Source organism: Vibrio clamense (assembly GCF_050337905.1).
Lineage (GTDB): Bacteria > Pseudomonadota > Gammaproteobacteria > Enterobacterales > Vibrionaceae > Vibrio > Vibrio cortegadensis.
This window is the reverse complement of sequence record NZ_JAKJTJ010000018.1, coordinates 108,182-121,872: the sequence shown is the minus strand read 5'-3', so window position 1 is coordinate 121,872 and position 13,691 is coordinate 108,182. Positions and strand designations below refer to the sequence as shown.

At 42.9% G+C, this 13,691-nt stretch carries 13 protein-coding genes; 10 read left to right on the top strand and 3 right to left on the bottom strand.

Annotated features, from left to right (window positions below):
* Positions 1–4: 4 nt before the first annotated feature.
* The 8 genes from L4C39_RS01240 to L4C39_RS01205 all read left to right on the top strand — a co-directional run bounded on the left by L4C39_RS01240 (position 5) and on the right by L4C39_RS01205 (position 9,027).
* Positions 5–946 (top strand): choline ABC transporter substrate-binding protein, encoded by a 942-nt coding sequence (locus L4C39_RS01240; protein WP_136995310.1) that lies wholly within the window; start codon positions 5–7, stop codon positions 944–946.
* Positions 947–1,093: 147 nt separating this feature from the next.
* Entirely contained in the window at positions 1,094–1,936 is an 843-nt protein-coding gene (gene choW / locus L4C39_RS01235) for a choline ABC transporter permease subunit (RefSeq protein WP_017052816.1), read from the top strand.
* Positions 1,937–1,938: 2 nt separating this feature from the next.
* Complete coding sequence (gene choV, locus L4C39_RS01230; protein WP_429743956.1) at positions 1,939–3,126, top strand: choline ABC transporter ATP-binding protein; 1,188 nt, start codon at positions 1,939–1,941, stop codon at positions 3,124–3,126.
* 454 nt (positions 3,127–3,580) lie between these two features.
* A complete protein-coding gene (nirB, locus tag L4C39_RS01225; RefSeq protein ID WP_429743954.1) occupies positions 3,581–6,142 on the top strand; it encodes a nitrite reductase large subunit NirB in 2,562 nt (853 codons plus the stop codon).
* Between the two features lie 17 nt (positions 6,143–6,159).
* Positions 6,160–6,489 carry a nitrite reductase small subunit NirD gene (nirD, locus tag L4C39_RS01220; protein ID WP_171756373.1) on the top strand — a complete coding sequence of 110 codons (330 nt, stop codon included), beginning with the start codon at positions 6,160–6,162 and terminating at the stop codon, positions 6,487–6,489.
* 131 nt (positions 6,490–6,620) lie between these two features.
* Positions 6,621–7,436, top strand: a complete 816-nt coding sequence (locus tag L4C39_RS01215; protein ID WP_113797948.1) for a formate/nitrite transporter family protein — start codon at positions 6,621–6,623, stop codon at positions 7,434–7,436.
* A 267-nt stretch (positions 7,437–7,703) separates the two neighbouring features.
* Positions 7,704–8,474 (top strand): uroporphyrinogen-III C-methyltransferase, encoded by a 771-nt coding sequence (cobA, locus tag L4C39_RS01210; protein WP_017052811.1) that lies wholly within the window; start codon positions 7,704–7,706, stop codon positions 8,472–8,474.
* A 79-nt stretch (positions 8,475–8,553) separates the two neighbouring features.
* Entirely contained in the window at positions 8,554–9,027 is a 474-nt protein-coding gene (locus L4C39_RS01205) for a LabA-like NYN domain-containing protein (protein ID WP_017052810.1), read from the top strand.
* Here the strand turns inward: L4C39_RS01205 and L4C39_RS01200 are convergent.
* Positions 9,019–9,228 (bottom strand): DUF2986 domain-containing protein, encoded by a 210-nt coding sequence (locus L4C39_RS01200; protein ID WP_429743951.1) that lies wholly within the window; start codon positions 9,226–9,228, stop codon positions 9,019–9,021. The genes L4C39_RS01205 and L4C39_RS01200 overlap by 9 nt on opposite strands.
* A 137-nt stretch (positions 9,229–9,365) precedes the next feature.
* Here L4C39_RS01200 and L4C39_RS01195 point away from each other — a divergent pair, with 137 nt between their 5' ends.
* The gene (locus L4C39_RS01195) at positions 9,366–9,746 is read left to right on the top strand and encodes a nitrous oxide-stimulated promoter family protein (protein WP_429743949.1); all 381 of its coding nucleotides are present in this window, start codon (positions 9,366–9,368) and stop codon (positions 9,744–9,746) included.
* A gap of 93 nt (positions 9,747–9,839) precedes the next feature.
* Here L4C39_RS01195 and L4C39_RS01190 read toward each other — a convergent pair whose 3' ends face one another.
* Positions 9,840–11,225 carry an MATE family efflux transporter gene (locus tag L4C39_RS01190; RefSeq protein WP_429743947.1) on the bottom strand — a complete coding sequence of 462 codons (1,386 nt, stop codon included), beginning with the start codon at positions 11,223–11,225 and terminating at the stop codon, positions 9,840–9,842.
* A gap of 52 nt (positions 11,226–11,277) precedes the next feature.
* Here L4C39_RS01190 and L4C39_RS01185 point away from each other — a divergent pair, with 52 nt between their 5' ends.
* Complete coding sequence (locus L4C39_RS01185) at positions 11,278–12,180, top strand: AraC family transcriptional regulator (RefSeq protein WP_136995319.1); 903 nt, start codon at positions 11,278–11,280, stop codon at positions 12,178–12,180.
* 168 nt (positions 12,181–12,348) lie between these two features.
* Here L4C39_RS01185 and L4C39_RS01180 read toward each other — a convergent pair whose 3' ends face one another.
* Positions 12,349–13,506 (bottom strand): MFS transporter, encoded by a 1,158-nt coding sequence (locus tag L4C39_RS01180; RefSeq protein ID WP_429743945.1) that lies wholly within the window; start codon positions 13,504–13,506, stop codon positions 12,349–12,351.
* Between the last annotated feature and the right edge of the window lie 185 nt (positions 13,507–13,691).

Below are 13,691 nucleotides of genomic sequence, written 5' to 3'. Positions count from 1 at the left end.
ATTTATGTCAACGACAACAAAGACCTTACTTGCATTAGGCATCAGTTCAATCGCTTTTAACGCAGCAGCAAATCAGTGTGAGACGGTAAGATTTTCAGATGTAGGCTGGACGGATATTACGGCCACTACAGCGGTAACGACCGAATTACTTAAAGGCATGGGCTATAAAACTAAGATTGACCTATTGTCAGTACCCGTGACGTATTCATCAATGGCGAATGGTGATATTGATGTGTTTTTGGGTAACTGGATGCCAACGATGGAAGGTGACATCGCGAAATATCGTGAAGCAGGTACCGTTGAAACGGTTCGAGCAAACTTAGAAGGGGCTAAATATACACTGGCTGTTCCTAAGTATGTTTACGATGCTGGCGTAAAGAGTTTTGCAGATCTCGCGAAGTACTCAGATAAGTTTAAAGGGCGCATTTATGGTATTGAACCAGGTAATGATGGTAATCGCTTGATTCAGTCGATGATCGATTCGGATGCGTTTGGGCTCAAAGACTTTAGCTTGGTTGAATCAAGTGAAGCGGGCATGGTGTCTCAAGTTTCTCGTGCTGTGCGTCGTAATCAGTGGATCGCATACCTTGGTTGGGCACCACACCCAATGAACAGCAATGTAGAAATGGAATACCTTTCAGGCGGTGATGACTTCTTTGGCCCTAATTATGGTGGAGCAAATGTCTACACCAACGTTAGACATGACTACTTGTCTGAATGCAAAAATGTGGGTCAGCTTTTACAAAACTTAAACTTCACGCTTGAGATGGAAAATGAGTTGATGGAAGCCATTTTGAATCAAAGTGTTAAGCCAGAAAAAGCCGCTCAAAAATGGATTGCTGAAAATCCACAACAAGTTGAATTATGGTTGAAGAATGTGAAGTCACAAAAAGGCGAATCAGCACAAAAAGCAGTGACTCAGTATCTTAAACAAGTAAAAGCGTAACGGTTGAAGTCTCAACACCCGACATTAGCGGTTTGAGTGCTCATGTTGAGTGAATTTCATTCTTCACGGTAAACCGTGGTTAAAACTTAGGTTTATCGTGAAGAAAACGGTTCAGTTTCTGCTGGCCCGACAAATAAAGGTAGTATTGTGAATTTTATTACGGATAACAAAATCCCTCTTGGCCAATGGATGGAAGCGGGCGTGGATTGGCTAACCATCAACGCCGCTGGTCTTTTTGATGCCATCTCATTCTTTCTCGAAACTGTGATTCTTTTTCTGGTCGATGTATTTAAATGGATGCCCGCAGCGGTGCCTATTGTTATCACCGCTGCTCTAGCGTGGTATCTACATCGCAAAATATCTTTGGTGGTATTTGTTGTCGCGGCACTGCTGTTGATCCTTAATCTTGGCTACTGGCAAGAAATGCTGGAAACCTTTGTCCTCGTCTTTGCAGCGACAACGATTTCCGTATTAATTGGCGTTCCGGTAGGGATCATGGCGGCACATCGACCTTGGCTGTATACCATATTGAGGCCGATTTTAGATCTCATGCAGACCGTTCCAACGTTTGTGTATTTAATTCCAACGTTAGTACTGTTTGGGCTTGGTATCGTACCAGGACTGATTTCAACCATTATATTTGCAATCGCGGCTCCAATTCGTCTTACCTATTTAGGCGTCACTAAAGTACCAGAAGAGTTAATTGAAGCGGGTAAAGCGTTTGGTGCCAGTCGAATGAAGTTGTTGCTTAAGGTTGAATTACCTGCGGCACTTCCAAGTATTATGGCAGGGGTAACGCAATGCATTATGTTGTCCCTTTCAATGGTGGTGATTGCAGCTTTAGTGGGGGCGGATGGGCTAGGAAAACCAGTCGTGAGAGCTTTAAATACCGTAAATATCTCGCAAGGTTTTGAAGCGGGGCTTGCTATTGTACTCGTGGCGATCATTTTGGATCGTCTATGTAAAACCCCTAACCAGAAGGAAGCGTAATTATGGATGCGATTACGATCAAAAATTTAGATGTTGTATTTGGCAAACAAGCTCAACAGGCTTTGAATCTTTTGGATGAAGGGAAAACGCGTCAGGAAATTATTGATCAAACGGGTCAGGTTGTTGGCGTTGATAACGTTAGCCTGAGCGTTAAAGAGGGCGAAATTTGTGTCTTGATGGGGTTATCTGGTTCCGGTAAATCCAGCTTACTTCGAGCCGTTAATGGTTTAAATGAAATCAGCCGTGGTTCATTAGAAGTGAAAGATGGAGATTCACACGTTGATTTGGCTGAGTGTGATGAAGCAACGTTGCGTCACCTCCGTGGTAATCGCGTCTCTATGGTATTTCAAAAGTTTGCATTAATGCCTTGGCTGAGCGTGTTAGATAACGTCGCTTTCGGGCTTGAAATGCAGGGTATGCCAAAAGCAGAACGCAGAGCAAAAGCGCGTGAACAGCTTGAAATGGTTGGCTTAGCGGAGTGGGAAACGAAATACCCACATGAACTCTCTGGTGGAATGCAGCAGCGTGTTGGTTTGGCTCGTGCTTTTGCAATGGATACCGATATTTTATTAATGGACGAACCATTTTCGGCATTGGATCCTTTAATTAGAGCGCAACTGCAAGATGAGCTACTGACTCTGCAAAGCAAACTGAATAAAACGATTCTGTTCGTTAGCCATGATTTAGATGAAGCGCTCAAAATTGGCAATAATATTGCGATTATGGAGTCAGGTAAGCTTATTCAGCATGGAAAACCTGAAGATATCGTATTAAAACCAAAAACACAGTATGTGAAAGATTTTGTCGCACATACCAACCCTCTCAATGTTCTAAAAGGTCGCTCTTTGATGCAGCCTTTGGCATCGCTCAATTTAGAGAATAACCGTTTGCTGATTTGTGAGCAAAAAGAGCTGTGGATCGAACAGAAAGAAGAGGGAATCGCGGTTGTGAATTCTCCAGAGGATTCGCTGGTCGAGTGGGGTGAGAAGGACTTGGATTGGAGTGAGATTCATGACTCGACATTAGTGACTGCTAGCCCGAATATAAGTATGCGCGATGCTATCCAATTGAAAAAGTTGAGTGACTATCCGATTCTTTTGGTCGAAGACGGACAACTAATTGGCTTGCTGAATGACAGCGAATTTTATAATGCTCTATTAGGGAAATTTCAACCTCATCAAGCAGCGTAATACTTACCTTTTCCTAATAGTATTAATAAAATGGGGACGGCTTCGTTCTCATTTTTATTTTACTTCTCACCGTCTTTGTCATCATCTATCTCTATCTCTATCTCTATCTCTATCTCTATCTCTATCTCTATCTCATAACTCATGACTGTAGCTCTTGTTTCCTATTCTTGCGGTATGAATAGATGAATGTAAAGCAATGTAGGTAATGTGATTCAAAAGTTTCAGTTTGTGAAATTTTACAACGTATTTCCTTTGATGTTTCATTCATGTGTTTCCATTTATTCACATTGCCTGATGCTTTAATGCTCTGTTTGGTTGATTTTAGAGCGCTTACACCTCTTTAGTACTACCCCTTTAGGGTAGTTTATTTCCGTAATTGATTTACATCATTTATTAATTTTCTTTCATAATTCATTATTCGCGCAGTTAAGAAACATAACCTTCAGGAATTCTTATGAGCAAGATGAAGCTAGTCATCATCGGTAACGGCATGGTTGGTCATCGCTATATCGAAGATTTAGTAGAGAAAACAGACGTAAGTGAAATGGACATCACAGTGTTCTGTGAGGAGCCTCGTGTCGCTTACGACCGCGTGCACCTTTCTTCTTATTTTTCACACCATACCGCTGATGAACTTTCTCTTGTAAAAGAAGGTTTCTACCAAAAACATAACATCAACGTTTTGCTTGGTGAGCGTGCGATTAATATCAACCGCGAAAAGCAGACTGTGTATTCAAGCACTGGTCGTGAAATTCAATACGATAAATTGGTTCTTGCGACGGGTTCATTCCCATTCGTACCGCCAATTAAAGGCAACGATGGAAAAGACTGTTTCGTATACCGCACCATCGAAGATCTTAAGTCTATTGAAGCGACGGCAAGAAACAGTAAAAGCGGCGTTGTTGTTGGTGGTGGTTTACTCGGTCTTGAAGCCGCTGGTGCACTTAAAGCGCTTGGCGTAACCACTCACGTTGTAGAGTTCGCGCCAAAATTAATGGCAGAACAGCTAGATCTGGCTGGTGGTAATCAACTTCGCCAGAAGATCGAACGTATGGGCGTTAATGTTCATACCAGTAAAAATACATTAGAAATTGCTCCTGAAGGTACAGAAGCTCGTAACGTAATGCGTTTTGCTGACGGTTCAGAGCTAGAAGCAGATTTTATCGTATTCTCAGCGGGTATTCGTCCTCAAGATAAACTTGCTCGTCAGATGGGTTTAGGCATTGCTCCTCGTGGCGGTGTTGAAATCAACAACCACTGCCAAACAACGGATGAAAACATCTACGCGATTGGTGAGTGTGCTTCTTGGAACCGTACTTTCTATGGTCTTGTCGCTCCAGGCTACAAAATGGCAACGGTTGCGGTTGATCACCTAATTGGAAACGATAGCCAATTTGAAGGTGCGGATATGTCTGCGAAGCTTAAGCTTCTAGGCGTAAAAGTAGGTTCGATTGGTGATGCAAATGGCCGTACACCTAGCTGTAAGAGCTACGTTTACCAAAACGAAGAGCAAGAAGTTTACAAACGCCTCATTGTTTCTGAAGACAACAAGAAACTTCTAGGCGCAGTAATGGTTGGTGATACATCTGACTATGGTGATCTTCTTCAATTAATGTTGAATGAAATTGATCTGCCAGAACACCCTGATGCTTTGATTCTTCCTGCGCACGCTGGTGCAGAAAAGCCAACATTAGGTGCAGACTCACTGCCTGAATCAGCTGTTATCTGTTCTTGTTTCGATGTAACGAAAGGCAAGATTGCACAAGCGGTTGCTGATGGTCATCACACACTTGGCGATATCAAAGCGGTGACTGGTGCAGGTACGGGCTGTGGCGGCTGTATTCCACTTGTTACATCAGTTCTTAATGCTGAGCTTGCAAAAGCTGGCGTTGAAGTGAAAAACGACGTATGTGAGCACTTTGCTTACTCTCGTCAAGAGCTGTTCCACCTTATCCGTATCGAAGAAATCAAAACATTCGATGAGCTTTTAGAGAAGTACGGCAAAGGTTACGGCTGTGAAGTATGTAAGCCACTTGCAGGTTCAATTCTAGCGTCTTGCTGGGGTGAACACATTCTTAAGCCAGAACTGGTTAAGCTGCACGATACGAATGACAACTTCCTAGGCAACATGCAAAAAGACGGCACTTACTCAGTCATTCCTCGTATGGCTGGTGGTGAAGTGACACCTCAAGCATTGAGTGTTCTTGCTGACGTTGCGGCTGAATATAACCTGTACACCAAAATTACAGGTGCACAACGTATTGGTCTATTTGGCGCTCAGAAAGATGACCTTCCCGCGATTTGGAAGAAGTTAATCGCTGCCGGTTACGAAACGGGTCAGGCATACGCAAAAGCACTACGCATGGCGAAAACCTGTGTTGGGTCAACGTGGTGTCGTTACGGTGTTCAAGATTCTGTTGGTTTAGGTGTGATGCTTGAAAACCGTTACAAGGGCATCCGTACTCCTCATAAGATGAAATTTGGTGTGTCAGGCTGTACTCGTGAATGTGCTGAAGCTCAAGGTAAAGACTTAGGTATTATCGCGACTGATGCAGGCTGGAATATGTATGTGTGTGGTAACGGCGGTATGAAACCTCGTCACGCAGACTTACTTGCAAGCGACCTAGATCAAGAGACACTAATCAAGTACATCGACCGATACATGATGTTCTACATTCGCACAGCAGCGCCACTTCAACGTACATCAGTATGGATGGATAACCTTGAAGGCGGTGTCGATTACCTGCGCGAAGTCATTGTAGACAACAAACTTGGTATCAACGACCAGTTAGAAGCTGATGTGGCGAAATTGGTCGAAGAGTTCCGTTGTGAATGGACTGATACCATTAATGATGAAGCTCAACTGAAGCGTTTCTCTCACTTTATCAATGCTGATGACCGTGATGAGAATGTGGTATTTGTGAAAGATGGCCGTGCACAACATCGCCCAGCAACGTTCACAGAAAAACACCCTGAAGCGAAGGGCGATATCCTTCACGTAGCAGCAACAGAATAAGAGCGAGAGAAATTATTATGGCTTCTAAATTTATTAAAATCTGTCAGCTAGAAGATATCGTTCCTGGTACTGGTGTATGTGCACTTGTTGACGGTGAGCAAGTTGCAGTGTTTCGCCCAGCAGCAGGTGAAGAGGTATTCGCAATCAGTAACACGGATCCTTATTTTCAATCGAACGTGCTATCGCGTGGCTTGATCGTAGAGCACCAAAGCGAGCTTTGGGTGGCAAGTCCACTGAAAAAGCAACGCTTTAATCTGACTACTGGCGTATGCATGGAAGATGAGCAATTTAATGTGAAAGCGTATAAAGCTCGTGTTACTGACGGTGCAGTAGAGATCGCATCTTAAGTCTTGGATGCCTAGCTTAAAGATTTGATAGTTCAAGGGCTCTAGTTCCTGACATTGCCTTAATTCGGCAACTAGAGCCTTTTCCTATCTGATTTTAACTTTTATTTTTAACTTTTGAATAAGGACAATTTATGTCTACTGATTTTAAACCAGCTGAATTCGTTCAAACGATGATCGATGTGGGTGAAGCAAAAACAAAAACAAGTACTCGTGATCTTCTGATCCGAAGCACTATGGCTGGTATCATTCTTTCTCTTGCGGTTGTTGTTGCTATCACAACTATCGTACAAACAGGTATCGGTATTGTAGGCGCACTTGTGTTCCCAGTGGGTTTCGTTATTTTAAGTGTTATGGGTTACGATTTGGTGACTGGTGTATTTGGTCTTGCTCCTCTTGCTAAATTTGATAATCGTGCTGGTGTGACTTGGGGTAGTGTTTTACGTTGTTGGGGTATTGTTGGCCTTGGTAACCTCATTGGTTCTCTTATTGTTGCGGTATTAGTTGCAATCTCTTTAACGGGTAACTTCTCGTTAGATCCAAACGCTGTTGCGCAAAAGTTCATCGCTGTTTCTACGGCTCGTAGCCTAGGTTTTGAAAACATGGGTATGGACGGATGGATCACGTGTTTCGTTCGCGGTATCTTCTGTAACCTAATGGTTTGTTTAGGTGTCATCGGCAACATGACAGCACGCACTGTGTCTGGCCGTGTAGCAATGATGTGGTTCCCAATCTTCATCTTCTTCGCGCTAGTATTCGAACACACAGTCGTAAACATGTTCCTGTTCCCATTAGGCATGATTTTAGGTGCTGATTTTGGTATTGCGACATGGTTGAACTTCAACCTAATTCCTACCATTCTAGGTAATATTGTTGGTGGCCTACTGTTTACGTGTGTTCCTCTATACTTAACGCACGCAAAAACAGCCCCAATGGTTAATGCTAAATAATCAACCAGTAATTTGTCGTGGTTCTGACCGTAAAGCCTCAAGTTTATAAGCTTGAGGCTTTTTCTATTCTCAGTGGCATTGAGATAGGCTGAAGAACAATAGATCATTTAGTTATAAATACTTCTTTCTTAATTGGAAGTAAGACTGATGTTTGCTTGTCACAACTGATAGTCTAGAAACTAGAAATTTAAAGGATTGAGCGCACATTTACGTTTATCCTAGATATCATCAGATTCGAAAGGGATCGAATCGTATTCGGAGTACTACATGTCAGAAGCTTCACAATTAAATACTCAGACAGAAAAAAAAGGATTTGTATCATTAGTAGGTGCGGGGCCGGGCGATCCTGATTTACTGACGGTAAAAGGTGCACGTGTTATTCAGCAGGCTGACGTCGTAGTTTACGATCGATTGGTTTCAAAAGAAATTTTGGCACTGGCGAATGAAAATGCAGAGATGATTTACGTGGGTAAAAAGTTAGATTTTCATTTTGTGCCACAAGATAAAATCAATCAGGTACTTGTCGATAAGGCGCAAGAGGGGAAACATGTCGCGCGTTTGAAGGGCGGTGACTCGTTTATTTTTGGCCGAGGCGGTGAAGAGTTAGAGACATTGGCTGAACAGGGTGTGAAATTTGAAGTGATCCCAGGGATTACTGCGGCAGCGGGAGCAACATCTTATGCTGGTATACCGTTAACTCATAGAGATCACGCGCAGAGTGTGCAATTCATTACAGGGCACTTACAGAAAGATGGGCAGGAAATTGAGTGGGCATCATTAGCTCAGTCCAACAATACTTTAGTTTTCTATATGGGACTAAAACAGAGCCCAACCATAACCGCAAATCTACTTGATCACGGCCTGTCACCGGATATTTCTTGTGCCATTATCGAAAATGGTACGCGACCAGAACAAAGAGTATTCCACGGTCGGTTAGCTGAACTTCCTGAACTTGCAAAACAAGCAATCAGCCCAGCACTTATCGTGGTCGGCAGTGTCACTTCGCTTCATGAAAAATTGGATTGGTTTGGTAAGTAGGTTTAAGACCTGACAATTGTGTTCGCTTTTTTCAGTGGAATCGTCTAGGGTGATGAAAATTTAACAGAGCTTATGTCGTATGGAAAAAGTCGCAATTTTAGTAGACGTTCAAAATGTTTACTACACCACTAAAGAAAAATACCGCTCTAACTTCGATTATAACCAGTTTTGGTATGTTGCTACCACTGGACGTGAAGTGATTAAAGCGAATGCGTATGCGATCGCCAGTCAAGATCCGCGTCAACGCCAATTTCACCATATCTTACGTGGGGTAGGCTTTGAAGTTAAATTAAAGCCATTCATCCAAAGGCGTGATGGTAGTGCTAAAGGTGACTGGGACGTTGGTATCGCATTAGATGCTATCGAACTGGCTGAAGAAGCGGATGTGATCGTTTTAGTATCAGGTGACGGTGATTTCGAAGTACTTGTAGAGCGTATTAAGCAGCGTTTTAACAAGCCAGTTGAAGTGTATGGTGTGCCTGGACTGACAGCTCAAAATCTTATTGATTCTGCCAGTCGTTTTCACCCGATAGATAACGATCTGTTACTCTGATTCAGGTGCCGTTACTGCCTCAGCATTGTTATCGGTAGCTGTTTCTGTAGCCGTGTTTTCATTTTTCGCGGCTTCTTCTGCTTCCATTTTTGCACGTTCAGCTTTCGAAATGTAACGAGGTTTATTGCTTGAATGAAGCTTCGCGTTTTGCTTCTTCATTTTCTTTTTTAGAATATCATTAATCTTTTTTTTACGGTTCATGGTGTTTACCCTGTGGCCTTATCGCGTTTGGCATTTATGCGTTAATTTCGCGATTTTCGTTGTGGGGGAGAATAAAGAATTTTGATCCAAATCACAAGAGAATGAACCACCCTTATTAGTCCGTAGTAGATAGAGTTATGAATAAAGTCAGTGATATTTTATTAGGTGGGTTACATACCGAATTTAAAACGGTGAAAGCGATGGTTGAAATATACTGCCGTAAGCATCATGGTGGAGAATTACTCTGCTCTGAGTGTGCTGATTTATTGCGTTACGCTGAAGTAAGGCTTGATCGCTGCCCATACGGACAAGCGAAGCCAACGTGTAATAAATGCCCTATCCATTGCTATAAACCCGAGCCTAAAGAGCAGATGCGAGTAGTGATGCGCTATGCTGGGCCTCGCATGCTACTTCCACATCCTATTTTGGCGATTCGACACTTAATACATGAAAAGCGGACAGTACCAGATAAACCTAAACCAAATGCTTCTAATCGACATATACGCTTAAAAAAGTAGGCGAAACAAGGTTAAGGGCGCGCTTAACTTGTCTCACCTATTTACCTGTTCACCGACTAATCCATTCTCTTAATTACGCTGTTCTAACTGATTTTATGCTGATGCTGGCAACGTTAGGTTATTCATCCAGTGACGTTTTAAATAACGGTGGAAGCAGAGTGAAAATTTCACCACTTCTTCCACCAACATCAACATGTAAACGTATTTAAAATCCCATCCTAAACCAAAAGCCGCCAATGCAGTCAGTGGTACTCCAACCATCCACATCGAGATGAAATCCATACGCAAGCAAAACTGATTATCACCACCTGCTCTTAAAATTCCGTTGATGATGATCATGTTGAGCATACGTAACCAGATCGCACAACATAGTACACTCAGTGCAGGAGAGGCCAGAGGGTAGAGCTCTGCACTGGTCAAATTTAGCCACGATAGAATCATATCTTTTCCGAACAGCAATACGCCTCCAACAGTCAGGCCGAATCCTAATACGGTTTTGATGAAGAACTTCGACATTTTAAATGCATCTGCAAATTCATCTCTTCCCAACGATTGGCCAAGTAAAATGGAACACGCCACTGAAATGCCAAAAAATAGTGAATAGCAGAGTGATTCAAAAGGACCAATCATGCTGAACACGGCTAATTCCGTTGTGCCCATATGACCGAAGATCATTTGATACATCAAGGTGCCCGTCGCCCACATCACCGCGCTGGCCGTTGTTGGAATCGCAAGACGCTTATAAGAAGCCCATAATCGAGTTGACTCAGTCAGCGTCTGTGACGTGATTAGCCAATGTTTACGCCAGTTTAAGAAACCAAACATCAATACCACTTGCAGCAGCCTTGAAATAGTCGTCGCCAATGCCGCCCCAGCCACACCCATTGCCGGAATGCCGACCCCACCTTTGATTAACCAAAAATTTAAGCCAATGTTGACGAAAATAGTCACCGCACCTAAAAATAGAGGGGTGACAGTGTCACCTGATGATCGCATAGCGGACTCAGCGACCACAATTAAGTGAGTTAAAATGAGAACGGGAAAACTGTACCAAAGGTAAGTCGCCCCTAATTCAATGACTCTAGCATCGCTGGTTTGTAGCATCATGATATAGCTAGAACCTAGAGTAATGATTAAAGTCACAGGCAATAAGATTTTTGCTCCACAACGCATTGCCAGCATAGTGATCGTTTTCGCTGTTATGCGGTCATTTCGCCCCCAGTATTGAGCCACCAGAACACCATTTGCAGATGCCATACCAGCCATGATCATGATTGCGACAAAATGCCATTTTGAGGCGATTCCCACAGATGCAGTTGCTTCTTTACCAAAGTCGCTGACCATTAAGACGTCTGCAAGTGCAAGAATTGCCACTAGCGCACTTTGAATAGCAACAGGGAATCCCAGTTTTATCACCTTAGATAACATACCGTCAGGTGTGGCTTTGTTGAGTGTTTTCGGGTAGTTTTTAAAAGTCATTGTCATTCCTCATTTTGGAACGCAACTATAGAGTGAAAGGGTTATAAGTAGAATGTGTGAAAATAGAGAAAACCTGTGCAAATCCGTCATGAGTAAAATGTCACCTAAAACCGAATGGCATGAAGAGGTCTATCTGGCAGATGCTTGTAAAGAGCGATTTTTAACTACGTCAGACATTCCAGAACTTAGTCAAGAAGGGATTTTCATGGCAGGAATGGCGGAGTTAACGGACGGTTATTATGTCGAGCGCTGTGGGGTTGCGGTACACACTCTTATCTTCACGCTAGAGGGCGGTGGCATTTTAACGACATCGGATCGAGTTGAATTGATCGAACCTTACTCGCTGTTGGTGATCCCTGCTGGCGAACCATTTCGCTTTGAGCTCAATAGTGTCGATAACTACTGGAAGATGATCTGGTTGTTGCCACAAGCAATAGCCAAATGGCAGCAATTTGAAGCGTTAGGGTTAACCATTTTGCCGTATCACCAATGTGAACAGATGTGGTCATTACTGAATTTAATTCATTGTGAAATAGAGGGAAGAACGGCGTTTCGTCGGCTTTTGGTCAGTGAACTTAATTTAATTTTGACTGGCGTTGAATCAAAATCGACCAGTTCCGTGTCTCGGGTTCATACCTTGTTTAATGAAGTAGAAAGCCAGTTGCATCTACCATGGACAGTAAAAGAGATGGCTGCGAAGTGTTTCATTAGTGAAGAGCAGTTGAACCGTATCTCAAAAAATCTCTATGGGATGTCACCAAGAAGCCGATTGATTCATTTGAGGATGGAAAAAGCCGCAGATTTGCTTCAATACCAAGAGTGGACGATTTCGATGATTGCTCAGCGGCTTGGCTATAAAGATCCGTATAATTTTACTCATCGATTTCGTAAATATTTTGGCTGTTCTCCTAGTCGGTATCGTAAGAATATTATTCAGCAGTTAGCGTCTATTTAGATGCCAATAAAAAAGGAGAGTGATGAGCTCTCCTTTGGTGTCCGTTTTAAATCAATATTCGAGAAAAAGCTTTATAAATAAGTACTTGTAAATAAGCTCTTGAAAATTGGTTCTTGTGAAAAAGCTCTTGTGGAAAAGCACTTGGAAATAAGCATAAACCTTTTTCTCTTAACCCACCATCGCTTGCTTTTTGCCTTTTACGCTTACCAGTAGCATGTAAATACACGTCGCCATTAATGAGATAAATAGGTAGCTCAGTAGGCCGTTTTTCGAACCCATGTAACTGTTCGCAATTAAAGGGCCAGCCACAGAGCCAACACTGTAGCTAAACAGCATGACTTGGGTTGCTGATACAATGAACGACTCGTCTAACCCTTCACAGCCTAAATTAATCGCAATTGGATATAAAGCGAACGTTGCCATTCCAAGCATGAACAAACAAACAGCTAGTATTATTTGGCTGTCTGATTGAGCGGTTAATCCTATCGAGAAAACACCCAGAAAGCAGAACATTGCCATTAACAGAGTTCGTCCTAGGAATTTGGATAACCAAGGCACGACGGGTTGAATCGCCATTCCCCCTAAGATAACCAATGCCATTAAGCTTCCAACATCAGACGTCTCAATACCACGCTGAGTAAGCTCTACTGGCATTAGTCCGTAAATCGCACCCAGGGTAAGCCCCGAAATAATACAGCCAATGATTGCAGCATGGTTCAGTTTTGCGATCTGTTTAAACGACAGAGCACTGGTGTTGTGACTCTCTGGCTGTTGCGTATTGCCAAACATTAAGACTAAGACTGCCATCAGCAGCAACGTTAGAATCGCAATAAATGGTACGGCCCCTTCAACACCAATGGTACCGATCCCTAATTGACCAATTGAAGCGCCACCGTACAGCGCAGCCATGTAGATACCTAATCGCTTTGCTCGGCTTGCTTCATCACCACTCATCAACCATGACTCAACCACCACGAATACACCAGCAACAGCAATCCCCGCAACTAAACGAGCTGCAAGCCAGACAGACGAATATGCAAATGTTGGCATCGCAAGAATGGTGACCATGAAACAGGCTAAACATAAAACGAAAGCATTGCGGTGACCAATTTGTTTGACAAGAGGCTCAATGAAGACAGCACCAATCAAAAGACCTGCATAGAAGGCACTCGCTAACCAACTGGCAAGTTGATTCTCTAAACCGTAATGCGACAGCATCAGTGGGATCAGGCTCATTAAGTAGCCTGATGACACAGCATAGAGAGTTAGCGCGATCACAGGTACAGCAATGCTTTTTTTAGGCGCTAAGGTTAGGGTGTTTTCCAATGTCGGGGTCTCCAATTCGCAGGTTGATAGTGATTTATTTCGCGAATATGGAGGGAAATGAACTGACTGTAAAACGAAAGAATTTTATCTAGACGATAGAAAATTGTTATCAGATAAATTGATTAAGATGTGTTGTATATATTCTTTTATTTAGTCGCCAGAAAAGACAAAGGCCTTAAATCATT

Excerpts from the sequence above, each read along its gene's own strand:
- L4C39_RS01240 (WP_136995310.1), top strand. The coding sequence starts at position 5 with ATGTCAACGACAACAAAGACCTTACTTGCATTAGGCATCAGTTCAATC.
- choV (WP_429743956.1), top strand. The coding sequence starts at position 1,939 with ATGGATGCGATTACGATCAAAAATTTAGATGTTGTATTTGGCAAACAA.
- nirB (WP_429743954.1), top strand. The coding sequence starts at position 3,581 with ATGAGCAAGATGAAGCTAGTCATCATCGGTAACGGCATGGTTGGTCAT.
- nirD (WP_171756373.1), top strand. The coding sequence starts at position 6,160 with ATGGCTTCTAAATTTATTAAAATCTGTCAGCTAGAAGATATCGTTCCT.
- L4C39_RS01215 (WP_113797948.1), top strand. The coding sequence starts at position 6,621 with ATGTCTACTGATTTTAAACCAGCTGAATTCGTTCAAACGATGATCGAT.
- cobA (WP_017052811.1), top strand. The coding sequence starts at position 7,704 with ATGTCAGAAGCTTCACAATTAAATACTCAGACAGAAAAAAAAGGATTT.
- L4C39_RS01205 (WP_017052810.1), top strand. The coding sequence starts at position 8,554 with ATGGAAAAAGTCGCAATTTTAGTAGACGTTCAAAATGTTTACTACACC.
- L4C39_RS01200 (WP_429743951.1), bottom strand. The coding sequence starts at position 9,228 with ATGAACCGTAAAAAAAAGATTAATGATATTCTAAAAAAGAAAATGAAG.
- L4C39_RS01195 (WP_429743949.1), top strand. The coding sequence starts at position 9,366 with ATGAATAAAGTCAGTGATATTTTATTAGGTGGGTTACATACCGAATTT.
- L4C39_RS01190 (WP_429743947.1), bottom strand. The coding sequence starts at position 11,225 with ATGACTTTTAAAAACTACCCGAAAACACTCAACAAAGCCACACCTGAC.
- L4C39_RS01185 (WP_136995319.1), top strand. The coding sequence starts at position 11,278 with ATGTGTGAAAATAGAGAAAACCTGTGCAAATCCGTCATGAGTAAAATG.